The organism is Thiomicrospira aerophila AL3, from assembly GCF_000227665.2.
In the GTDB taxonomy this organism is placed as follows: domain Bacteria; phylum Pseudomonadota; class Gammaproteobacteria; order Thiomicrospirales; family Thiomicrospiraceae; genus Thiomicrospira; species Thiomicrospira aerophila.
Genome location: NZ_CP007030.1, coordinates 1,356,466 through 1,379,473 on the forward strand (window position 1 = coordinate 1,356,466; position 23,008 = coordinate 1,379,473).

General features: G+C 46.2%; 15 protein-coding genes, 1 pseudogene and 1 CRISPR repeat array. Of the genes and pseudogenes, 5 read left to right on the forward strand and 11 right to left on the reverse strand.

The features are described from left to right. Positions 1 to 260: 260 nt before the first annotated feature. The 3 genes and pseudogenes from THIAE_RS11015 to THIAE_RS06650 all read left to right on the forward strand — a co-directional run. A pseudogene (locus THIAE_RS11015) lies at positions 261 to 350 on the forward strand (hypothetical protein); the annotation flags it as partial. 155 nt (positions 351 to 505) lie between these two features. Beyond that, positions 506 to 766 (forward strand): type II toxin-antitoxin system Phd/YefM family antitoxin, encoded by a 261-nt coding sequence (locus tag THIAE_RS06645; protein ID WP_006461034.1) that lies wholly within the window; start codon positions 506 to 508, stop codon positions 764 to 766. Beyond that, on the forward strand, positions 763 to 1,026 hold the full coding sequence (locus tag THIAE_RS06650; RefSeq protein ID WP_006461035.1) for a type II toxin-antitoxin system RelE/ParE family toxin: 264 nt from the start codon (positions 763 to 765) through the stop codon (positions 1,024 to 1,026). The genes THIAE_RS06645 and THIAE_RS06650 overlap by 4 nt, the downstream gene beginning before the upstream one ends. Before the next feature lie 77 nt (positions 1,027 to 1,103). Here THIAE_RS06650 and THIAE_RS06655 read toward each other — a convergent pair whose 3' ends face one another. The 9 genes from THIAE_RS06655 to THIAE_RS10915 all read right to left on the reverse strand — a co-directional run bounded on the left by THIAE_RS06655 (position 1,104) and on the right by THIAE_RS10915 (position 15,978). Continuing rightward, positions 1,104 to 1,385, reverse strand: coding sequence for a helix-turn-helix domain-containing protein (locus THIAE_RS06655; RefSeq protein WP_006461036.1), 282 nt, complete (start codon positions 1,383 to 1,385; stop codon positions 1,104 to 1,106). A 162-nt stretch (positions 1,386 to 1,547) separates the two neighbouring features. Continuing rightward, a CRISPR array of direct repeats spans positions 1,548 to 6,021; the repeat unit is 28 nt; unit sequence TTTCTGAGCTGCCTGTGCGGCAGCGAAC. Positions 6,022 to 6,156: 135 nt separating this feature from the next. Then, positions 6,157 to 6,723, reverse strand: coding sequence for a type I-F CRISPR-associated endoribonuclease Cas6/Csy4 (gene cas6f / locus THIAE_RS06660; protein WP_006461041.1), 567 nt, complete (start codon positions 6,721 to 6,723; stop codon positions 6,157 to 6,159). Between the two features lie 2 nt (positions 6,724 to 6,725). After that, on the reverse strand, positions 6,726 to 7,754 hold the full coding sequence (gene csy3, locus THIAE_RS06665; RefSeq protein WP_006461042.1) for a type I-F CRISPR-associated protein Csy3: 1,029 nt from the start codon (positions 7,752 to 7,754) through the stop codon (positions 6,726 to 6,728). A gap of 10 nt (positions 7,755 to 7,764) precedes the next feature. Continuing rightward, the gene (gene csy2, locus THIAE_RS06670; RefSeq protein ID WP_006461043.1) at positions 7,765 to 8,655 is read right to left on the reverse strand and encodes a type I-F CRISPR-associated protein Csy2; all 891 of its coding nucleotides are present in this window, start codon (positions 8,653 to 8,655) and stop codon (positions 7,765 to 7,767) included. Then, complete coding sequence (gene csy1 / locus THIAE_RS06675) at positions 8,652 to 9,935, reverse strand: type I-F CRISPR-associated protein Csy1 (protein ID WP_006461044.1); 1,284 nt, start codon at positions 9,933 to 9,935, stop codon at positions 8,652 to 8,654. Before csy1 ends, csy2 begins: the two co-directional genes overlap by 4 nt. A gap of 12 nt (positions 9,936 to 9,947) precedes the next feature. Further along, on the reverse strand, positions 9,948 to 13,268 hold the full coding sequence (gene cas3f / locus THIAE_RS06680; protein WP_006461045.1) for a type I-F CRISPR-associated helicase Cas3f: 3,321 nt from the start codon (positions 13,266 to 13,268) through the stop codon (positions 9,948 to 9,950). Continuing rightward, complete coding sequence (gene cas1f, locus THIAE_RS06685) at positions 13,265 to 14,212, reverse strand: type I-F CRISPR-associated endonuclease Cas1f (protein WP_006461046.1); 948 nt, start codon at positions 14,210 to 14,212, stop codon at positions 13,265 to 13,267. The genes cas3f and cas1f overlap by 4 nt, the downstream gene beginning before the upstream one ends. 63 nt (positions 14,213 to 14,275) lie before the next feature. After that, entirely contained in the window at positions 14,276 to 15,250 is a 975-nt protein-coding gene (locus THIAE_RS06690; RefSeq protein ID WP_006461047.1) for a helix-turn-helix transcriptional regulator, read from the reverse strand. Between the two features lie 131 nt (positions 15,251 to 15,381). Then, positions 15,382 to 15,978 carry a c-type cytochrome gene (locus tag THIAE_RS10915; protein WP_006461048.1) on the reverse strand — a complete coding sequence of 199 codons (597 nt, stop codon included), beginning with the start codon at positions 15,976 to 15,978 and terminating at the stop codon, positions 15,382 to 15,384. A 70-nt stretch (positions 15,979 to 16,048) separates the two neighbouring features. Between THIAE_RS10915 and THIAE_RS06700 the strand changes: the two genes are divergently transcribed. Continuing rightward, positions 16,049 to 17,635 (forward strand): HAMP domain-containing sensor histidine kinase, encoded by a 1,587-nt coding sequence (locus tag THIAE_RS06700; RefSeq protein ID WP_006461049.1) that lies wholly within the window; start codon positions 16,049 to 16,051, stop codon positions 17,633 to 17,635. Beyond that, positions 17,635 to 18,306, forward strand: a complete 672-nt coding sequence (locus THIAE_RS06705; RefSeq protein WP_006461050.1) for a response regulator transcription factor — start codon at positions 17,635 to 17,637, stop codon at positions 18,304 to 18,306. The genes THIAE_RS06700 and THIAE_RS06705 overlap by 1 nt, the downstream gene beginning before the upstream one ends. Positions 18,307 to 18,350: 44 nt before the next feature. Here THIAE_RS06705 and THIAE_RS06710 read toward each other — a convergent pair whose 3' ends face one another. Together THIAE_RS06710 and hrpA are read right to left on the reverse strand one after the other, a co-directional pair. After that, positions 18,351 to 18,905: a hypothetical protein gene (locus THIAE_RS06710; protein ID WP_006461051.1), complete on the reverse strand. Its 555-nt coding sequence runs from the start codon at positions 18,903 to 18,905 to the stop codon at positions 18,351 to 18,353. 160 nt (positions 18,906 to 19,065) lie between these two features. After that, positions 19,066 to 23,001 (reverse strand): ATP-dependent RNA helicase HrpA, encoded by a 3,936-nt coding sequence (gene hrpA / locus THIAE_RS06715; protein ID WP_006461052.1) that lies wholly within the window; start codon positions 22,999 to 23,001, stop codon positions 19,066 to 19,068. Positions 23,002 to 23,008: the final 7 nt, after the last annotated feature.

Below are 23,008 nucleotides of genomic sequence, written 5' to 3' on the forward strand. Positions count from 1 at the left end.
CGCTTCAGCTTTCGTAATAAACGTTACTTTTCGTTCTTTCCAAGACAGCGTCTGCACTAGGCTCGCGGCGACAACTGAACGCATTAAACCAGACACCCTTAACCCAAGACCATTACCCCACTTTTGTTTGGTATCTATTGCAACACTCATGGCGAATCCCCTCGATAATAAATTTGTATATACACTGTATATATTTGCACTACAAAAACAAGTGACTCTAGCAACTCCATCGTTTTTCTAGTTTATCCGCCTATTACACCCACACGCATCTGCAGCAAATCCTCACCGTCATTAACTGGCAAAAAGAAGGCTTATCGTTAGATGATATCTTGCTGACCAACAACGCCTAAGCCGGCATCTGCAAGCCAACCTAGGCGGATTTTGAAGGTGAGATTATTGCTAGGATTTGAGGACTCAGCTCATCACTTGCAACCATTCACCCTAAAATTCTTACCATCAATGAAAAAGTGGTACACTATTAAGTACGTAACCAAGGTAGATAATCATGACCACCATAACAGCGACAGAAGCCAGAAAATCGTTTTTTGAAATCATTAAACAAGCCAATCAGCAGCACGAGATTATTCAGGTTCAACATAAATCGGGCAATGCCATCATCATGTCGGCTGATGATTATGAAAGCCTGCAAGAAACCTTGCACCTGTTATCGCAACCCGGCTTTAAGCAAGCCTTTAGCCAATCTGTTCTTGAAGCAGATGCGGGTGAGGTCGCAAGTTTTGAAGAGGTATTTGGAGAGCCTTTGTGAGTTGTCAGCGTTATCAAATCGAATTCACTAAACAGGCACAAAAAGACATCTCCAAACTCACCCCAAAGCTGAAAGCCAAGCTCAAAGATATTCTGCGCAACAAAATCTCAATCTCGCCAGAAACCGGCAAACCGCTGATTGGCGACTTAAAAAGCTATTATTACGTCCGACTTAGCTTTCAAGATCGGATTATCTATCGAATAGAAGATGGTCGCTGCATCGTCTTAATCATTCGTGCTAAAACTCATTACGGTGAATAAATGCACTATTTTTTATCATCGCTAAAGTTCCGTATTTTAAAGAGCACTGAGGTTAGCGAATAGTCGTCTAAAAGATCTTAATGTGTATATTGCAGCTGAATTTTAAAGCCGCAGGCATGCGCATATTTTTGCAAGGTTTTCCAACCGGGATTACCGGAACCAGACTCTAGGCGAATTATGCTGCGTGTAGTTGTACCCATTTTTTCAGCAAGCAGATCCTGCGTTAAACCTGCTTTTTGGCGCATAGTTAATAAGGTCGCAATAAACTGAAATTCATCCTCTAGCGCATCATATTCTTTTTTAAAATGAGGATTTTTAAACGCTTCCTTTTTTAACTCGTCCAGTGACATCATTTTCATACTTAATTTCCTTTTAAGAGCACTATACGTTATTCAAAACCATCTTGCGTATCTAAGATTTTAACAAGACGATAAATCTTAAATATATTTTGGAATATCCGATACTCGAGTAGCCTGTGCGGCAGTGAACCCAGCACGGGTGAAACAAAAGTTGTAGCTGATCTTCTAAGCTGCCTGTGCGGCAGCGAACCAGCGGGCGCTCATACCCATGGCTTAAGCATTTTTCTGAGCTGCCTGTGCGGCAGCGAACTAGGTGATATCAATGAGGCTGTTCACAGAGATTTTCTGAGCTGCCTGTGCGGCAGCGAACGAAAGCCACCTACCATAACTGAGCCTGCTGATTTTCTGAGCTGCCTGTGCGGCAGCGAACAAATTCGCTATCTCTTGCAGCCGTCCACACAATTTCTGAGCTGCCTGTGCGGCAGCGAACATTAAACCCCCGTTATGTTGCGCGCGTCCTCTTTTCTGAGCTGCCTGTGCGGCAGCGAACTTTCATTTTGGCGACGTTAGCGGCCGCCTCCTTTTCTGAGCTGCCTGTGCGGCAGCGAACGCTAGATGATACGCAGTTTAGGTTTTTTATCATTTCTGAGCTGCCTGTGCGGCAGCGAACAAGACTTTTCAGCCAAGGGAGAAGACGTTTTTTTTCTGAGCTGCCTGTGCGGCAGCGAACTGAGCTTCATCAGATGGATAGCGTTTTTCTGTTTTCTGAGCTGCCTGTGCGGCAGCGAACTCGGTCAGGTAAGTTAGCCCGTGCCCGAACGTTTTCTGAGCTGCCTGTGCGGCAGCGAACCTGGGGGCGGTTGCCTTGCCTCACGTTGACCATTTCTGAGCTGCCTGTGCGGCAGCGAACATGTGGTGGAAATCGGTTTGAACGGCTTTCAATTTCTGAGCTGCCTGTGCGGCAGCGAACAGTGCGTCGGCAGAGCCGGGCCGCATTTTGTTTTTCTGAGCTGCCTGTGCGGCAGCGAACTTATGAAAGTCACGGTGCAAACCTTGATAGATTTTTCTGAGCTGCCTGTGCGGCAGCGAACTGTAGCACTTAGCCCAATGACGCGCAGGTTAGTTTCTGAGCTGCCTGTGCGGCAGCGAACCTTTTCATCAATCCCTTGGCCGTTTTCGTGCTTTTCTGAGCTGCCTGTGCGGCAGCGAACCTTTTCATCAATCCCTTGGCCGTTTTCGTGCTTTTCTGAGCTGCCTGTGCGGCAGCGAACAATCAGGCGATGGGTTAAACCGTGTGCTAAAATTTCTGAGCTGCCTGTGCGGCAGCGAACGATCAACATAGGCGCTCGTATTGTTTTCCACTTTTCTGAGCTGCCTGTGCGGCAGCGAACTCTCGGCGATCTCTCAAACCACGGCCTAGCATTTTCTGAGCTGCCTGTGCGGCAGCGAACAACTAATCACTGGGTAAATTAGCTGGTCGGTTTTTCTGAGCTGCCTGTGCGGCAGCGAACTTGACTGGTTACAGTTATTGACACGAGTCCAATTTCTGAGCTGCCTGTGCGGCAGCGAACGTATTGTAGGATTAAAACGCTATCCGCGTGTATTTCTGAGCTGCCTGTGCGGCAGCGAACTTTCACAGCAGATATATTTGACAGAGTAGAGTTTTCTGAGCTGCCTGTGCGGCAGCGAACCCGTCCTCCCACTCAAAAAACCCGCCCTTGCTTTTCTGAGCTGCCTGTGCGGCAGCGAACAGCAAGGCCGAGAAAAAAGCGGGTGAGTATCATTTCTGAGCTGCCTGTGCGGCAGCGAACTCCGGCCGAGCCAAAACGCCCAGGCCAGCGATTTTCTGAGCTGCCTGTGCGGCAGCGAACATTGCGTGGCGTTGCAGTTGCTCATGCTGTTATTTCTGAGCTGCCTGTGCGGCAGCGAACCCCGAACGGGTTTTCAAAATCGCTGGAAAAATTTTCTGAGCTGCCTGTGCGGCAGCGAACGGGGCAAAATATCGCGCTCAGTATCTTCAACTTTTCTGAGCTGCCTGTGCGGCAGCGAACGTATCATGCCGATTCCAAACGTATTGCCGTATTTTCTGAGCTGCCTGTGCGGCAGCGAACTTATCTAGTAAAGCTAAACTGTATAACTCTGCTTTCTGAGCTGCCTGTGCGGCAGCGAACACGTAACGCTGTAAACAACACGCCTGAATACATTTTCTGAGCTGCCTGTGCGGCAGCGAACTAGCCAATGGATCAGGTGCGGTTAAAGTTGATTTTCTGAGCTGCCTGTGCGGCAGCGAACTCTACGACTTTTTCGCCTTTGGAATAATCCGTTTTCTGAGCTGCCTGTGCGGCAGCGAACTTATCCAGCCGCTTAAAATGCTCAATTAACCATTTCTGAGCTGCCTGTGCGGCAGCGAACAGTGAAAGACCAAGATAAGCACCTGTTTATCAATTTCTGAGCTGCCTGTGCGGCAGCGAACATCTAAAATGAGTTTTTGTGCCTGGGCGACTTTTTCTGAGCTGCCTGTGCGGCAGCGAACGCTTATGGATTCCTCAAGGTTTTCGACCTTTTTTTCTGAGCTGCCTGTGCGGCAGCGAACGGCGCGTTATCGTTTGCCGCCCGGCTGCCCTTTTTCTGAGCTGCCTGTGCGGCAGCGAACGATATACTTGCCCAAACGCTCGGCATCAATACTTTCTGAGCTGCCTGTGCGGCAGCGAACGCGTTTTTGAACATTCGCCCTGATTTCTTATTTTTCTGAGCTGCCTGTGCGGCAGCGAACCGCCAGCGCCCACATTAACCACGCCAGTGGCATTTCTGAGCTGCCTGTGCGGCAGCGAACGCGCAAATCGCTCAAAAATGGATTGACGCACATTTCTGAGCTGCCTGTGCGGCAGCGAACGGCCAATCAGTCAGCGGATCGGCTCAAATGATTTTCTGAGCTGCCTGTGCGGCAGCGAACATCAAACCGATCTATTAACCCAAATCCGTGACTTTCTGAGCTGCCTGTGCGGCAGCGAACAAAACCACCGACGCAAGCGGGAATTTGCGCCATTTCTGAGCTGCCTGTGCGGCAGCGAACTATCCGGTATCGCGTCCGAGGTTTTGATGGTGTTTCTGAGCTGCCTGTGCGGCAGCGAACCTCAAGGGTTTTATTTCAGCGGATTATGACGATTTCTGAGCTGCCTGTGCGGCAGCGAACTAAATGCACAGTACCAAGACCCAAGTTTTTTATTTCTGAGCTGCCTGTGCGGCAGCGAACCTTAGTTTCAAGTTTTACGATCTCAATTTTCATTTCTGAGCTGCCTGTGCGGCAGCGAACAGATTGCCCTAACCGCTTTAACCTGATCAGCATTTCTGAGCTGCCTGTGCGGCAGCGAACGAATTGGGCGAACTGGACGGCACATTCCGCAATTTCTGAGCTGCCTGTGCGGCAGCGAACATTGCCTCAAACATTTTGAGCGGCTTCAACATTTTCTGAGCTGCCTGTGCGGCAGCGAACTAACGCTCAGGCGATGGTGACGCAAGGGGTTCAGTTTCTGAGCTGCCTGTGCGGCAGCGAACGGGAATTGTACGTTGATGCACGTTTGCAAGATTTTCTGAGCTGCCTGTGCGGCAGCGAACCCTGACCACGGGGAGTACGTTGATAAACTATGTTTCTGAGCTGCCTGTGCGGCAGCGAACAGGCAGCTAGCCCATTATCAAAGCAGTGGCACTTTCTGAGCTGCCTGTGCGGCAGCGAACCGCAGGACTTGAAGATGGTGAACCAACCACTTTTTCTGAGCTGCCTGTGCGGCAGCGAACAATATGCCATACGCTAGGCGTATCGAGTACGATTTCTGAGCTGCCTGTGCGGCAGCGAACAGCTTTGGCTTTGAGCAAGGCGAAGCCGCGCATTTCTGAGCTGCCTGTGCGGCAGCGAACTAACGCGCTTAACTCTGCCAGCGTGTACTCTTTTTCTGAGCTGCCTGTGCGGCAGCGAACATTAAGGCGACGCAGGGCTTATTATTTTAGTTTTTCTGAGCTGCCTGTGCGGCAGCGAACAGTTGATCGGATTGCCGATGGTCGAATTTGATTTTCTGAGCTGCCTGTGCGGCAGCGAACAGTGCCGGCTTTCGCTAATAAGCTAATGCTTTGTTTCTGAGCTGCCTGTGCGGCAGCGAACGCGTGTCTGTACCCGCATTAATTGCTCGTAAATTTCTGAGCTGCCTGTGCGGCAGCGAACATTCGCTTTATGACCTAAAATGGAAATCCGATTTTCTGAGCTGCCTGTGCGGCAGCGAACGTTAACTGACTATACGATTATAGGCTCTTGGATTTCTGAGCTGCCTGTGCGGCAGCGAACGCATATTATCATTCGCTGGCGGTTTTTCCGCTTTTCTGAGCTGCCTGTGCGGCAGCGAACAACCGTTGCTTATCTCACGTTGATCAAGATAATTTCTGAGCTGCCTGTGCGGCAGCGAACATACAGTTCGGCCACCTCTGCCCAAATCTGCTTTTCTGAGCTGCCTGTGCGGCAGCGAACTTTTGATTTTCCATTGTTTCGGTTTCCTTACTTTTCTGAGCTGCCTGTGCGGCAGCGAACTTTACTCACTATAAACACGGCACGCCCTCGGCTTTCTGAGCTGCCTGTGCGGCAGCGAACAGTACGGTGAGCGCTCAATCTTTGCGCGCAATTTTCTGAGCTGCCTGTGCGGCAGCGAACTAGAAACTTTCCAATTAGGAAAGTTTGTTTTCAATAACTTACGCTACTTTTAGCTTTTTTACGCAAAAAAACTTTTGCATCGTAAGTATATGTTTTTCCAAGCTTTTAAAGAACGCTTAAAAATTTGGGTTAAATCTAAAAATCCGGCACCGGATTATTTAAGCCGTAGGCATTGAATATTACTTCTTGCTGCTGGCTTGAGTCTATAGATTGTTTTTGAATCCTCAAGCGATAGTCCTGTTTTGAACTAAGGCTTTTCAGGTTAATAAAGGGCAAGGGTTGCGCTGGTTTGGCATTGAGTAGCCCAAATGCTTCATCCACCGACAAGCCGTGACGTTTCGCCAAACGCGTTGCATGGCTTTGGCTATTTTGCTTAGGTTGGTATCTTTTGAAGATTATCACGCCATTAACATTTTCGGGAACCTGCCGAATTTGGGTAATGTGTAGATAGTCATCATAATTATGAAATTTTTTCTTCAAATCCAGCTTTTGCAATACAGCCTCACCTTCAGAAAAAACACGCATTTTTTTGCCTAAAAACCTTTGTGTATACTCTGGAAAGGAAATACGTAACCATTCTGTCGCTGGCTGAGTTTTCGTTTCAACCATGAGTAGGTGCAAGGGTTGATAAAGCTTTTGCCATAAAAAGTTAATAGACACCTCCGGTGATGGCAGGAGGGTAATTTCTTGATAGTATTTCATCGTTACTCCTTCCCACTTTCGCCAAAGACTCCCCCACGCACCAGTACCGCCATAACATAATGCTGATCTTCTTCGCGGTCTAATTCTTCACCATTGGCAAAACGATCAAACAGTGTGTAAAAATCGGCTTTAGCCTTGGGGGTGCGATAGGCTTTTCCTAAATTAGTTACAGCGCCATATGGCTCAATCGCAATTGCGCCGGTATTCACTTCTTCAAAACCTGGATACCAAGTATCTATCGCACGAATTGCGTTGCCAATCTTTTGCGAATGCATTGCGGCTTGACCATTTACTGCATAAAGAATTTTGCTTTTTTGACCTTTTGCATTACTTTTATCCAATACAAGCTCTTCACTTGGATAAACATCTTGCGCCTGTCCAACTTGAGCAAATGCATTGATTTGCAATAATATAAAATCCGTTTGTCCACTCAAAGCTTGTGCAATTTTATCCGCAAGTTCTGCGACTTGCGGATCACCGTGATCAAAGTCACGCGTACTTAGATTTAAGGCATTGAATGTCCAGCTTTCATTTGAGTCTTTGTTAAGCAGTTTCACCTGTACCTCTATTTGCTCAGCACCCACACGGTTACGCCATAAGAAACGTCCATTCGCTAAGTTGGTCGCATAGCGTTTCGCTAACTCAGTAAAAGCAAAGGTTTCAATATAGTTTTTGGCGGCCTGTTGATAGCTACTAAGAAATTCCTCACTATTGCAGGCTGAGGGCTGTTCAACGCCACTTAGCACTTTTAATGTAAAGCTTAAGCCGAGCGTATCTTGATCTGGCGCTAGCGCACAACTGTCTACACGTTGTAGGTTTGCTTTTTCTACTTCGGCATCCAATTTTGCAGGATCTGATTGTAAAGCCTTTTTTAAGCGATTCGAAATCGTGCCACGTACTGATTTCTCTTGTAATGCGAGTGGTGTTTTTTCAACATCTTTGTTATCCCAATTTGTACCGTACATAAAAGCATCGGATGGTACCAATTTCTTTTCGAATGCAAGAACAGATGCGGTTAGTTTTTTAGACATGAGTATTCTCCTAGTTAAGTTGGTTTTGTTGACAAAGGTAAAGATTATTTTGTGTATCAGAATGATAGTGCCAAGCCATTTCATCCCAATGGTTAAATCGAATTGGCATTTTGAATTCACCGAGAGTTAAAACACTTTCAGCAAATCGATGAGGGGTATTTGCATCACGTTGATGTTGAGCTTTTCCTAGCTCAGTAAGCCCTTGGTAACCCGTTGCAATCGGAACAATCCAGCCGGGGTATTTTCTCTTGGGAGGATGCCAAGTGACATTGCCTTGCTCATCTTGCTCGCAGGCACGGTGAGATAGTTGACTGTCTAACAACGCGGTTAAAGCGTCATCCCCATGTTCCATTGCGTTAATCATCAAATCACGCCGCTCAATTAAACAGTAACTTGGCATCAACGCATTACGCACTTTGGCAAAGCTTTCGGTTGAATTGACCTGATAAATTCTGCCCGCTCTTGCAGAGAGAATATCGCCACTGGCTAATTTCATTTTGCCCCTGATACGATGATTGACTAGATCTAAAAACTTATCCGAATCATGCAGTCCCCAGTTCTTGAGTTCAATAACCAATGATACGGTTAAGTCACAACGCGCTTCTTCAATAAAAGAAGGGCGACTGCCATCTTTATCCAATGGGTTACCTGTACCAATAATAGAGCTAATAAAGCCGTTTTCAGCTTTGTGGGTATGTAACTTGATGGTGTGGCAAGCTACCGCAACGGATGTAAATTTGATGTCTGAAAACTCGGTATCGGCCAGCGTCCTTTGTAAAAAGTGTACGCCACCCAGCCAAGCGGTCATCGCAGGAAAACCGATTGTAAAGTTACTGGATAACGCATTTGCGTTATGAATTTTAATGTAAGGAATCAAAAGCAGGTTTTTTACGTCGCTCATCGAAAGGCCTCCTTAATTTGTAGATTGGACTGAACATCAAATAAGTCAGCAACATTGATAAAGTGCTGTATATCGACATCATTAAATACAATGGCGTTTTTCTTTAAATATTCTTCAAAGACGGTAATAAACCAGCTTGTAAACGCGGAAATAGCTTGATCAATATAGGCATAATCGACTTCACGCTCAGCTTGACGCGCATTATCTAGCCAGATTTTTTGCCAAGCAGGCAAGCTGCTATAGGTATCGGATTGTGACCAACCTTCATTTTGGGCGCGAACCTGCCAAAGTGTTTCAGCCGCTTGATAAACCGCCTCTTGAAAAATTTGGTCGCGTTTTTGGCGAATCTCCATGTTGTTACGCCAATCTTCATTTAGCAAATAATTTAGGCGAGAAAAAATCCAGCCATAGTCTTTAGCCCATAGCGTTTGTTTAAAAAAGTCATTTTTGGGTAAGCGAACTTTGCGCACTTCCAATTCTGGTGGCATAGATTTCAACAGAAAAGCTACACCGCCATTTGAACTATTTAACACGCTGATATTTTGTGGCTTCGTGCCACCAAAGCCTATGGCCGTCAGGTCATAGATTTCATAAAGCCCATTTGGGTTATACGCCTTATTTTTACGGTCTTCACGCGCCTGCTTCGTTTCGTCAGAAAAACGTACCTGATTAATTCGGTCTTTAAGGGCAAACATCATGCCGGATGAATTCAATATGGAAAGCAAATGATAACCGTTGGTTTCATCCGCAACAGGGAAGTAAACTTGCTTTACCTGTCCACTTGTTAATGGTTCAGGATGACCATCTTGTTTGATAAGCAAGAACAGCTCTCGCAATTGTTCAAAATCAAGTGTCGGTATAGAAAATTGGCTTTGAATAAGTTCTGACGCTTGTTCAATATGCTGTAAAACGCTTTTTCCATCTATAAGCTTTAGTGATAAAAACTTATATACATCAATCGCAGCGGCATTGCCAAATACATCCTCCTCAATGTCTTTAACATTACCAAAACGCAAAAAGCCGTCATTTTCTTGTGGCGTTTGTGCAATCACGGAAGATGTTTTTGCGCCGGGATGCGTGAACTTAGCGGGATGAGAAACCAAGTTTAACTGTTTGGCACGTTTCGCGGCATTCGGGAGCCACTGCGCAAGCAAAAAGGAAACTTCCGCTTCAGCATAAATTTCTGCCTGCTCAGATTCAGTCTGACTTGGATTCAACTGCTTTTTAAGCCAAGCCTCTTTTCGTTCTGATAAAAATGCTTGTATTGCTGGTTCTATCATTAATGTATCCTCTTATTTCTTGGAAAACCCTAGTTGGGGCTGGTAGATTAATGCTTTGTTTTCAAGCAGCGATTTATCTAACCTCACTTCACCAAAAATCGCCGCTGCCAATGGCATATAGTGTTCCGGTGACTCTTTGAGTAGCTGTGCATAATCGCGGAGCATCCAAAGATTTGTTTTTTCTTGCTCGGATAAATCATCTTGCTGCTGAATGTCATAGCGTTTTTCAACATCAACCAATTCCTTAGCTTCGTTGCGCTCTTTAAACGACCACCCCCCCTTACCATCTGACGTTAAATACAAAGCCGTTTGCGGCGGCCCTTTGCGAAACTGCACATACAGTTGCGGTATTGCAGTCAACCACCAAAAACCCTGCAACCAGCCTTTTAAGGTTTCAGGCCCGGCTTGTTCAGGCAATAAGGCTTTCTGCGTTTTATAATGCTCTAAATCCGCAAGCACTGCGTTTGGAGTCAAGTGTTGTGGTCTAGTAATTCGCAGCGTGGCATCAAGCCGTTCGTTAAGCGCATTTAACTCAATAATGTCTGCAATGTTATGGCTTGTTAATAGACATACCTCATCTTCATAACCAGGCCTAGTGAATACCGGATGGCGTTTTTGCGGGGCTTGAATGGCTTGAACAAAGCCTTTCAGGTTGTACTGTAAAACGCCGATATTCGGTTCATTTAGCTTTTCGACAGTCCGATGACGTAACACTCGCCCCGCCATTTGAATAATAGAGCGCAAAGACGATGGTTCAATAATCGCCCAATCAAAATCATGATCACGTCCCACTTCTTCAACTGGCGTGGCGACTAGTATAAAAATGATATTTTCGGCTTGGCTGTTTTTGATGTGCTGTTGCACGATGGGATGTTGAAAAATCTGTTCGGGTTTATCAGGATTACGTTTTAGCAATTGATCCAGAAGCTGTTCTTGCGCATTTCGCATAATCAAAAGTTGGCGTGAGTGATACGCCATAACTTTAATTTCGGTATTTTTAGGTGCGTTATTCAGCAGATATCGACTTAGTTGAATACAAGGCTCAATATTAGCAACCCGCACCACGCCAAAACTTATCGTTTTTTGGGTTTCTGGCTCTCGTTGACTGTGACATTGATGAAACGCCAAAGCGGCTAATTGAATTTGATGAAAATAAAACTGATGAATGGTTTCGGTTTCGCTGTCTAGTTTTTGTTTTTCATACTGCGCAACGGTCATTTCAACCAGTTTTAACCTGCGTTTTGCTGGCGTTTGATTAAGTTTTTTTAAGCGTTTTTCTATAAAGGCATTATGGGCAGACTCAAATTGAACCAGTAAATCATCCTGTTCAATAAAGTTTTGAGTTTGGGTAGTGAATTCATCAATCCATGCACAGCTGACCTTTTGGCTTTTTTGCCTAGCTTTAGCAAAAATTGCCCAACCCGACTGATAGGCGTTAAAAAAGCCCTTAGCCAAATCGGGTGGAATCGTTGCGGAGGAGATCATTACTTTACGGCCAGAAAGCCCTGCTAAATGTACAAGTCGCCCAATCGCTATTAAGTCATCCCCAACAAAGTCATCAACTTCATCAATCACCAAGTCTGACGACATGAGTCGTAAACTAGGCAAAATATAGCGCCCACCACGACTGGTTTCTGTCGCCCCCATAATATGATCAATCGTGCAAGCCAAAACCGGCGCGTGCAGTAACGCTATGCTTTTATCCGTTTGAAATAAGGTGTCCAAAACACTGTCTGGAATCGGTGTGTCATAAATAATTTCGTCGTCCATTAAAGGCGCTTCTGATTCTGAACCAGAAATGTCGGTTTGCTGTTGTTTGGTGTCCTGTGTTTGCTGATGTAATAATTGCACCGCTCGTGAACCAATCAATACAGCTAATTCATCCTCTTGCAAGCCTATTTTATGGCGGTATTCGTCGCCAGTTTGTAAGGTGAGCGTTCTTAAACCCAGTGCCAAAATATAACGCAAACTTTTTGTATCATGCGAAAGTGCGCGCATGACTTTTGCATTGGCAAATGTTTTTCCCTGTCCTGTGCTTGCCATATTGACGGCAAAGAAACCAAATTGATGCGGGTTAAACTGGGTAGTTTGTGCAGTTTCTGCTTCGCGCCAAGCGAGTATTTTCTGTACCGCTTTATCCTGCCATGCAAAAGCCGGTGGGCTTTTCTTTTTCAAGATACGATTATCTTGCACATAACCAAGTTGGTGCGATTGCGCTTCAAACATCGGTAAATGATGGGCGATATGTAGGGTTTGCTTCATAACCCCAAGCAGATGTTCTTCCAAGCTTTGTTTAAGCTGATTTTTCCCCTTTATCTTTTGTGTATTTGCGTAGAGTTGCAGTTGGTTTTGAATTTTTTCATCTTTATCACGAGATGAATAATTGTGATCCGCCAGCATAAGCACCAACCGTGATTGCTGCATTAACCAGCGCCATGCACCAGTTTCTAAAGTTTGTAAGAGCACTGCCTCTTGCGATAATAATCTAGCCGCCCACTTTTTAGCGGGCTTCAGCCAAAGCGTTGAGTCACTAGGCAAACCTTGTGGATAGTCAAAACAACGCGACAGGTTTTTTTTATATTCGTTGTCGTCATACTTATTCTGATATTGCCAGTCCAATTTAATAAGCTGGAATAAACGTTGATACTCATTAAGTTCTGCGCCGAGAAATTGTTCTGCTTGTGGAAGACGGTGATGGCTCAAAATTAACCATGCAATGGATGCTGCCACAGGCGGTAAATCACTAAGTGGCGTGGCGTGGTCTTCAGCGACAGATCGCAATAACTCTGCTTTGTCAAATTCACCTTTCGCAAGGCGCTCTAGCCACTGTGTATCACTCTGTCCATTCACATATGCGCGCAAAAACAAGACCGAAATCCATTCGTGTCGTAAGGGGTCTCCAATCGGTTTTGCTGACTTGGCTGTCAGTTTAGATTGAAAAAACTCTGATGCCTTTCCCCAGTCATGAAACAATGCCGCTATGGCCGCCAACGACTTAATTAAGGGAAGCAGATGCCAATCATTTTCCCATTCGGTATTAACGATAGGTTGCTGAGTTGAATTAACTGGAACAATACCTTCTTCATTAAACTTATTGCGATTGCCAATCACCCAAATCAATTCAGAACGGCTTCGACTTCTTAGCCAATGGCAACTCACCGCTGTACTTTTGGTTGCCGATTTTCGCAGTAATTTTTTTACCGCCGACAAGCCTTCATCAGTAATAACTGTTTGCCAAGTTCGGCTGCCGATTCTGTTTGCAAAGCTATCAAGAATACGCCGTGTCTTAGGAAGTGCATTTTTTTCACACTGCGATACAAACGTGACCATCATAAATGCTCACCTTCTAAACTCATTTGTTTTGTGGCTTCAAACATAAAGTCCAAGGCTTTATGTTTTGTAAAGTTCTGTAAACATTGTTGGCGAAACTCTTGCTCTGTGGCTTGCTCTTTCGCGCAAATAAACGCCCAAGGCAGTATCAAGGTATCTTTTACCAGGTCTGCTATATCGAAAACCAGCGCACCTCGTCTAGTCTTTCCATGCATCACGGCAAAAGCATGTGGAATGCCTAGCACCCACAAAGTTGTAGCCGCCAAACCATAAGCCAGATAATTGCCATGATTTAAAAAACCATTGGCTAAGTCTTCCGCTTCAAAGTTACGTGTAAAAGATTGTAATTTTGTTTTTTGCGCTGCATAAGCATAAAGCTGTTTAGTAAAGCGTGCTTCAGCCGTAAGAAGCTCCGTCACACTCAACACACTGTTTATACTAGATCGATACTGTTTCATCGCATTTTCAACAAGTTGATCGTCAATAAAAAACCCCTGTTCATTTAAATCGCGATCTGCCAACCAAACCTTTTCCATATACGTTAGACGTTGCTCTTGAAAACGTTTTGCCGCTTCCAATCGCTTACTATCATCAAACCAAAATTTCATCCATCCTTGTAAATATTCAGTTGGTCGATATTCGCTCTGTGGTGTCATCCACTCAATTTCATTAGCCATGAATAAAGGTGTACCGCCGCCGCCGCAAAATCCAACCAACACGCCAGCAGAAGCTAACATCCTCACGGCAGCCTGCGTAACTGACGTGCCAGTACCGAGTAAAATAACCGTCGTATTCGCTATCGGAATATTCCAATACTGTTTTTCTGCTTGATTCTCAGTGAGATACAAAACTCGCCCATCTTTCTGCATGACGCGACATTTTTCGAGATAGTAAATATTTGCTCGTTTCGAGTGCAGTATGGCTTTTAAGTCAGTCAATTGCTCCACGTAGCAAGCTCCTTTATAAATTTATATTGTTTATGTATACCACTACTCTACCACCTCTCGTTGTCAGAACCTGTCACGGGAATAGTGCTTGAGTGTTTCTTCTAGGCGTTGCTTTACTTTCTGCCTGAGTTCGGGCGGTTCGATCACTTCGACTTCGGGGCCGTGTTTTAGGATGTCTTGGATGAGTTCGGTGTCGTGTTTGTAGGGAATGGTGAGTTGGTAGCGTCCGTCATCTAGCCAGCGTGTTTTCTGCTCGGGGTGCCAAATTTCAAATTGTATCCAGCGCGCTTGGTAGGCGCTAAAGTTGAGCACGGCCTGTTGATCGGCTTGGCCTGCAAAAATGCCGTAACTGGTTTCAAAGTGTTCGGATAGGTCTTGCGGCTTGACCTCTAGTGCGGCTTGCTCCAGTAAGCAGGCCTGCTGAATGCCTTCTAACGAAAAGCTGCGAATCGCTTGACGCTGATGGCAAAAGGCATCGAGTATCCAATGATCACGATAACGAATCAGTTGTTGCGGCGAAATCTCTCGGTCGTTGAGTTGATTAGTCTGCCGGCTCCAGAATGTTATGTTAAGCCGTTTTTGGTTGGCAAGAGCTTGGGCGATTTGCGTGAAAGTAGTCCGGTTTAATGGACCACTCGCCATTTGAATAATTTTTATTTTGTCGCTAAGCGCTGGGTTAGCTTGCCCTTGCTGACCCAGCCTGCGTTCAATTTGCGTCTTAAAAGGAGCCAGTTGTTCTGCAAGCAGGCCTGCTTGTAATTGATTCAAACTATTGCTCAGAATTAAGAGCGCTTGCAGTTCCTCTGGCGTTAACCAGTAACCGGCAATAGGCACTTTTTGGCTATTGCTTTTGTCGCGGTAAACCCGATTATCTGAAATAAAAAAAGGCGCACCTGTTTCTTGAATAAGTAGCTCAAGATCACGCCGAATGGTGCGGGTAGAGCAGTTAAATTGATCGGCAATATCGGCCAACCCAATCGGGCCGCTAGACTGTTGCAAATACTGAATGAGCTTATTAAGTCGAATCACCCTATCCATTAAGCCACCTTAATTAATCTTAGTTAAGGTGGTATTAAACCCTATTTGAAGTGAATAAAAAACCCTCTTGTACAAACACACAAGAGGGTTATCGAGTTACAGCCCTTCAGGCCACAAAAAAGCGCAATGACTTAGAACGTCACGATGTAATCTGCTAGTGCTTCAATTTCAGCATCATTTAGATTAGTGGCCATTGGCGCCATCATGGCGGTCATCGGTCCAACTTGCTCGCCCGCGCGGTAGGCGTTCATTTTAGTGATGATGTCATCACGGCTTTGGCCTTGTAGTTTGGGACCGACACCGCCACCGCCGGTCATGCCATGACACCCCATACAGGTACTGTAAAGCTGTTGGCCATTGGCAGCAGGCGCCGCGGGTGCCGCTGCTACTTGAGTTACAGGTTCCGTCGCTGAAATAGGTTCGGCTTGCTCAGTCGCTTCTTCAACTACTTTTTCAGGTACTTCTTCTGCCATCATCGGTGGTTGAGGACGTGATGAGGCGTCTGGCATCGCCATACTATCAGCCGGTGCGCTAAAGGCTTCGGGTAACTCACCTTCAACTCTGTTATCTAAACTAGGTACTGAAGGTTCAGCTGGTTTTTTGACTTCACGGGTATCAACGGCTTTTGCCGCATCTGAACCGTTTTCTGAACCACAACCAACCATCAGTAATGATGAGCCGGTGATGGTCACTGCAAACAATGCAGCAAATAATTTGTTAAATCGCATAGGTCTCTCCTAAGAAATATAAAGGGTTAGGTATACTTGGGTTTTTAGCTTGGGCTTGAGTAGTGTTGTTATGTTTCGACATCATTTAGTTATATCGTTAAGTTTGCTACTGGGATTAGTCTTGTTGCAAGCCTTAATGACATTTTGGTCATTTCAAAACTTAACTTATCATAAAGAACGCAGTTTGTCTGCACAGCAAATGCTAACAGAGGTCGTGCAATTTCGGGCCGATGCCAAACGACTAAAAGTTTGGCTTGCAGATTTTATCATTACCGAGAAAAGCAACACGGCTATTCGTGATAATTTATTTGCCAGAATGGATCAACAGCTGGCTGATTTAGCTCGCCAAAACCGCCTATTTGAACAGTCAGCGCGAACAGAAGATATCCTATTTAGCCAAGCCGTGGCAAACAACAGTCTGCTGTTACAGCAAAACCTCAATGCACTAAAGCAGGCTTTGCAAACTCGTCAAGTCCAGGCGCTCGATTCCGATGAAGCACGCTGGCAAACCCTACTAGCCCTGTTCGATAAGTTTCAAGGCGCGGATATTCAACAAGTCGTGAACGAACTTATTGACCTACACAAAGCACACGTGGCCAAAGCCGAAGCGGACGCAGAGGCTACGCGTCAATTTATCTACCTTGCACTCTTAGCAGTGACCGCGCTGAGTTTAAGTTTAATGCTCTTTTTAAGTTATCACTTAATTCACCGCTTTAATCAGTCGATGCGAAACCTAACGGCAGGTGCCGACCGCTTTGCACAGGGCCATCTAACCGATCCCATTCCTACTAGCGGCCCACGTGAATTTCAAGATTTAGCCGCCCGCTTCAACGATATGGCCGCGCATTTAGATCAGGCCATCAAAACCCAACTGCAATTACAAGAAAATACCGAAGACAAAGTGCGCGAACGCACTGCCCAATTGCAACATGTGGTGACCCAATTACATGATGCCGAACAACGACAGCAGGGGTTTTTAGCCGAACTTACTCACGAACTACGCACCCCCACTACAATTATTTTAGGCGAAGCAGAACTGGCATTACGACATTCACCCTCGGCACAGCACCAACAAACCCTGACGCGGATTATTGAATCCTGCCAAACCTTATCACTGCGTATTGATGACCTGATTATGGTAAGCCGTGGTCAGCACGCATTGGTTTCGGTTAACTTAACACCCGTGTTATTAGGTGATTTTTATCACGCCTTAGTAAAACAATGTCGAGATTACCAAGCGCGACTTGGCTTTGAATTGCAGCTTGACACTATTGCACTAACTGATAATCAACAGGTTTACATCGACTTGGAAAAAATGCATTTAGTGCTAGGCGTACTGCTTGAAAACGCCCTGCACTACCAGTATCCGCCTTTACAGATTAGGCTGACCATGAACATTAAGGATGAACAAATACGAATTATCCTAGCTGACCAGGGTATTGGCTTAGACTTTACTGATACTAGAGCACTCTTTACCCGCTATCATCGTGGTGAACAGGCTAAAAAAATGCGACCCGAAGGCTTAGGTTTAGGCTTACCCATAGCCAAAGCTTTGGTTGAAGCTCAGGACGGCGTGCTGCATTTTGCGCAAAATCAGCCGCAAGGCACTCAAGCCATGATAGATTTACCCCTCTTTGAGTTGAGGAGCGACGAGTAATGAAACTACTTCTTATCGAAGATGACCAGCGCCTCGCCGACTTTTTAGTCAGGGGCTTATTGGCCGAAGGCTATAATATTGAACGAATCAGCCGCATCGACGCAGCCATGCCTTTAATCCGCTCTAGCGAACCTGATGTAGTCATTCTTGATCGACTGCTCGAAGATGGTGATGGATTGCAGGTGTGTCGTGATATTCGCAATATGAATCTGCCCTGCAAAATTTTAATGCTATCGGCTTTAGCTGAGGTCGATGATCGCATTCTTGGCTTACGCACAGGCGCCGACGATTATTTGGGTAAACCCTTTCATTTTGAAGAGCTTCTAGCTCGTATTGAGTCACTTGCACAGCGCACCGGGCAGCGTGAACAAGATGTGGTACTTAAGCTAAAGGATTTGCAGCTTAACCTTGCAAAACAAGAGGTGCGGCGACAAGAACAAGCCATTGAGATGACCGCAAAAGAATTACGTATTCTTGAAATGCTGATGCGCAATCAAGGTCGCGTATTAAGTCGAGAGCGGATTCTTAGTCATGTTTGGGGTGTTCTGGAAGACCCCATGACCAATATTGTTGATGTATATATGGCACGATTACGACGAAAAATTGATGATGGATTTGATGAAAAACTCATTAAGACACGACGAGGATTGGGTTATGTCATAGGGGATTAACCTCCTATGACATCGTTTAACTAATTATGATTTTTGTGAATCAACTAGTTGGCAACAAAGGGTAAGGATGAATGATGTAGCACAATACGTAACTGCCCCTCATCATCTTTTTTAAAGCCCCAGGTTTTATCAACGGTGGTGGTTTCTCCCGCTTTATTGGTGAGCGTGACATGGCCCATCGTTAATGCCAGGTCGCCGTTAATATAAACCGCAGCATTATTAAACTCATATCCCTGCCAACCTTTTAGCGCAAAACCATCATCGCCATAGTTGGGGTTATTCCCCACAAAATAGGCCAAAGCGCCTTCATGCGTGGTTCTAAAAGTAGTATCACCGGTTGCTAGAGTCGGCTTAAATAATACCGGCCCCATCTTATAGCCGTAAGCTTGATTAAGCACCGCTTCAGCCGTTGCTTGTGCTTTGGCTTGGCCGCCTTTAGCATAATCTTGACTAATTTGAATCAATGCTGCACCCCAGGCTTGTTGCGCGGCACGCACCTCGTCTTCTGTGATATTGTTGTTTTGAACTGGTGCGGCGAGCGCGGCACCGGATGCCATCACAGTAACGAATCCCAAACTAAGTAATGTACGTCTTTTCATCTTGTTCATCTCCATTCTTGGCTATACCCCTTTACGGGCTGAGTGCTTCGAGTCATATGTTTGATGAGCTCTGCAGCTGTTCGAGTTCTATAGTAAGAGAGGAGTTTGAATCAGCCTGTTGAGAAAGATTAACCTAAGATGAACAGCTGATTAAGATGGATTACAACTTCGCTAAAGCCTTTTGCAACCGATTTATCGACACGGTTTGGATGGTTTTCATCGGTTGTGAAAACAATGAAATGCGCAACTCTTCCAGCATCCAACGCAACTCGATTAACTCTGACGGCGGATGTGCGCCATAACGCTGTGCCAAGGCGTCATAATCGGCAAGTAAACCCAGCATTTGGCGTTGGGTGTGTTGATCTTTTTGCGGGTCTAAATCCAGTTTTTCTAGGCGCAATTGCAAGGCTTTTAAATAACGCGGCATTTGTTTGAGCCATGTATCCGGGGTTTCCAGCACAAAATTCAGATTCACCAAACCATCCAACTGACTTTTAATATCGTCCATCGAAGCCAACCAACGCGGATTCACCTTGCCTTTCACTTGTTTGGCCAGTTGTTGATGGCCGGTTAAAATCTCCGTCACCAGGCCTGCTAAGGTTTGCGCATCGGCCACCCAGTCGGCTTTCAGGGTAGCCAAAGCAGCTACAAACTGCGCGTGTTGACGTATGGCTTGCGGTTCGGGCACAAGACGGCGCAGGGATTTATCAATAATCTGCTCGGTTAAATGGGCGCAGGAACCATAGGGCGCAAAACACAAGCAGGCCTGCTTGAGATTAAGATGTTTTTGCAGGTATTTCACCTTGTCGTGCAGTTGCATTTTTAACAAAGCCCAGACCGCATAACCATGGTGTTTTGTGGCCTGGCGTTCGTCGCCACTGCGGGTTAAAAACACCTGACCCTGCTCTATCACCAGGCCTGGATAGGCTTGTAATTGCTTGCCGTGAGATTTGATGGTTTCATGGTCTTTAAGGTCACCAAAATTCCATTCGGTGACCGCCTGTTTTTTCTCGCCGCCACTTTGCTGAATTTTCGCTTCAACCAGATGATGATAACGTCGTTTGAGCTCAGCCAGGTCGGCACTTTCGGCAATCAACTTGCCTTTGTCATCCAGCAGTTGATACCAAGGCAGCAGATGAGCGGGCAAGCTGACCGCATGAAAGTCATCAAGACCAATTTTGTGCTGTGCGCTGCGATTAAGTGCTTGAATCAGTTGCGGCGTAAACTCGCCCTGCTCGGCACTGATCTGCTGCGCTACCCGCTCGGCCACCGCTGGCGCGGGCACAAACTGTTTGCGAAGTTGTTTTGGCAAGGCTTTGATATAGCAGGTGATTTTTTCCTTAATAAATCCGGGCGTAAGCCATTCAAACTGGCTTTCATTCACCAGGTTCAGACCGGCTAACGGAATTTTAAATACCACACCGTCTTGTTGCTTGCCTGGCTCAAAACGGTAATCCAATTGCAAGGGGATGCGCTGGCTGAGTTGAATTTGATCTGGAAAATCGCGCTCGTACTGACGGTCTAAATCCTGTTTTAATAAATCGGATTCGGTCAGCTTTAGCGCTTCTTGCTGCTTTTTATCGGCTTTTTTCAACCAGCTTTCTAACGCCGGTTGGTTATAAATAGGCTCCGGAATCCGCGCGGCATAAAAGTCTTGCAGCACCTGTTCTTCGACTAACAAGTCTGGCCGACGCAGTTTGCTTTCATAACGCTCAATGTTTTCAATCAGCTTGAGATTATGCTGGTAAAAGGCGGCACGCGTATTGACCTCTTGTTGTGCCAAGGCCCGAATAAAAATGCCACGCGCGTCTTTTGGGTTAATAGGCCCGTAGTTACATACGCGACGGCTCACAATCGGCAGACCATACAAGGTAACCGACTCATAGGCACCAACCTGACCGGTTTTTTTCTGCCAATGCGGGTCCGCATAACTGCGTTTTATAAGATGCGGCGCACAATCTTCGACCCAGCGCACATCAATTTCGGCATTGGTACGCGCGTAAAGCTTGCTGGTTTCGACCATTTCAGCCGACATCAACCATTTGGGTTTGCGTTTAAACAACACCGAGCTGGGATGAATAAACAGCTTGGTACCGCGTGCACCCAGATAGCCCTGCGCGTCATCACGCATCATAATCTGCCCAAGCAGGCCTGCTAGTAGCGATCGATGCAGATTGATGCTATGCAAATCACTCAGCCGTTCAAGGGTTTGGCCATTTTCAGTGACTTCTTCATACAAATGCAGTTCACCAACTTTTAAACCAATCGACTTTAAGCTGACTTTAAGCTGGTGAAATAAATCATGCCATTCGCGCAAACGTAAATACGACAGGTAATTGGTTTTACAGAGTTTGCGCAGTTTATTTTGACTGAGGTGGCGCGCTTGGTATTCATAAAACCGCCACAAATTGAGGAAAAACAAAAAGTCTGAGCGCGGGTCTTCCCATTGTTTGTGCTTAGTACGCGCCGCCTGCATGGTTTGTTCGTTAATGTCTCGCGGGTCTTGAATACTGATGGCGGCGGCAATAATCAACACCTCGGCCAGCACATTGTTTTTTTCCGCTTCTAATACCATTTTGGCAATGCGTGGTTCGAGCGGTAAGCGCGCCAAATCACGCCCGGCGTCGGTCAGTTGTTTTTTGTCATCCAGCGCGCCAATTTCAATCAGTTGGCGATAACCGTCATTGACGGCTTTTTCTTCCGGCGGTTCAATAAACGGAAAGTTTTGCACCTTGCCGAGTTTAAGCTGCGCCATATTCAATAACACCGACGATAACGAGGTGCGGTGAATTTCCGGGTCGGTAAATTCAGGACGCGCGTTAAAATCTTCTTCGGAATACAAGCGAATACAAATACCGTCCGCGACCCGTCCACACCGCCCTTTACGCTGATTGGCCGAGGCTTGCGAGATTTTTTCAACCGGCAGTCGCTGGACTTTTGAACGCACACTATAACGGCTGATGCGCACCAGGCCAGGATCAATTACATAACGAATGCCCGGCACTGTCAGGGAGGTTTCGGCGACGTTGGTGGACAGAATAATTCGGCGCTTGTTGGAGGTTTGGAACACCTTGTTTTGCTCGCTCATCGACAAACGGGCATAAAGCGGAATGACTTCGGTGTTTTTTAAATTCTGTTTGCGTAGTGCCTCGGCGGTTTCTTTGATATCGCGCTCGCCGATTTGAAACACCAGCACATCGCCAAACGGATCATGCGTCGCCAATTCGTCCAACGCCTCGATAATGCCATCGGTTAAATCCTGCTCAATCACCGTGCCGTCGTCCATTTCGACCTGACCCAGCGGGCGATAGCGCACTTCTACCGGATAGGTGCGCCCAGACACCTCGACAATCGGCACTGCCCGACCGGGTTGCTTGAAATGCTCGGCAAAGCGTGCGGTATCAATGGTCGCCGAGGTGATAATCACCTTTAAATCCGGGCGTTTGGGCAGCAGCTGTTTAAGTATGCCAAGCAGAAAATCAATATTGACACTGCGCTCGTGCGCCTCGTCGATAATAATCGTATCGTATTGACTGAGAAAACGGTCGTTTTGGATTTCCGCTAATAAAATCCCGTCGGTCATCACTTTGATTAAACTGGTTTCGTGTACCTGATCATGAAAACGCACTTGATAACCGACCAACTCACCCAAGCTCGAACCGAGTTCTTCTGCCAGACGTTCCGCCACACTGCGCGCCGCCAAACGTCGCGGTTGCGTACAACCAATTCGCCCCATCACACCGCGTCCGGCTTCTAAACACAGCTTCGGAAGCTGGGTGGTTTTGCCCGAACCGGTTTCCCCGGCAATCACCACCACTTGATGGTTTTTAATCAAATCCAATAACTCATCACGCCGCCCCACTACCGGTAAAGCGGCATCATAATGGATGGTCGGCACCAAGGCTTTGCGTGCTTGTACCTTATCCAACGATTGCTGCAATCTTTCACACCAACGCAACCAGGCCTGCTTGTCTTGCTCGGTGTCAGCGCTCAGATTTAACCGCTTTAAATCACGTTTTAATCGAAACTGATCACGACTTTGCGCTTGTGTTATCAACGGGAAAAGTTCAGCTGGATTTTTAGGAAATGAGGACATGAGTATT

Excerpts from the sequence above, each read along its gene's own strand:
- THIAE_RS06645 (WP_006461034.1), top strand. The coding sequence starts at position 506 with ATGACCACCATAACAGCGACAGAAGCCAGAAAATCGTTTTTTGAAATC.
- THIAE_RS06655 (WP_006461036.1), bottom strand. The coding sequence starts at position 1,385 with ATGAAAATGATGTCACTGGACGAGTTAAAAAAGGAAGCGTTTAAAAAT.
- cas6f (WP_006461041.1), bottom strand. The coding sequence starts at position 6,723 with ATGAAATACTATCAAGAAATTACCCTCCTGCCATCACCGGAGGTGTCT.
- csy3 (WP_006461042.1), bottom strand. The coding sequence starts at position 7,754 with ATGTCTAAAAAACTAACCGCATCTGTTCTTGCATTCGAAAAGAAATTG.
- csy2 (WP_006461043.1), bottom strand. The coding sequence starts at position 8,655 with ATGAGCGACGTAAAAAACCTGCTTTTGATTCCTTACATTAAAATTCAT.
- csy1 (WP_006461044.1), bottom strand. The coding sequence starts at position 9,935 with ATGATAGAACCAGCAATACAAGCATTTTTATCAGAACGAAAAGAGGCT.
- cas3f (WP_006461045.1), bottom strand. The coding sequence starts at position 13,268 with ATGATGGTCACGTTTGTATCGCAGTGTGAAAAAAATGCACTTCCTAAG.
- THIAE_RS06690 (WP_006461047.1), bottom strand. The coding sequence starts at position 15,250 with ATGGATAGGGTGATTCGACTTAATAAGCTCATTCAGTATTTGCAACAG.
- THIAE_RS10915 (WP_006461048.1), bottom strand. The coding sequence starts at position 15,978 with ATGCGATTTAACAAATTATTTGCTGCATTGTTTGCAGTGACCATCACC.
- THIAE_RS06700 (WP_006461049.1), top strand. The coding sequence starts at position 16,049 with ATGTTTCGACATCATTTAGTTATATCGTTAAGTTTGCTACTGGGATTA.
- THIAE_RS06705 (WP_006461050.1), top strand. The coding sequence starts at position 17,635 with ATGAAACTACTTCTTATCGAAGATGACCAGCGCCTCGCCGACTTTTTA.
- THIAE_RS06710 (WP_006461051.1), bottom strand. The coding sequence starts at position 18,905 with ATGAAAAGACGTACATTACTTAGTTTGGGATTCGTTACTGTGATGGCA.
- hrpA (WP_006461052.1), bottom strand. The coding sequence starts at position 23,001 with ATGTCCTCATTTCCTAAAAATCCAGCTGAACTTTTCCCGTTGATAACA.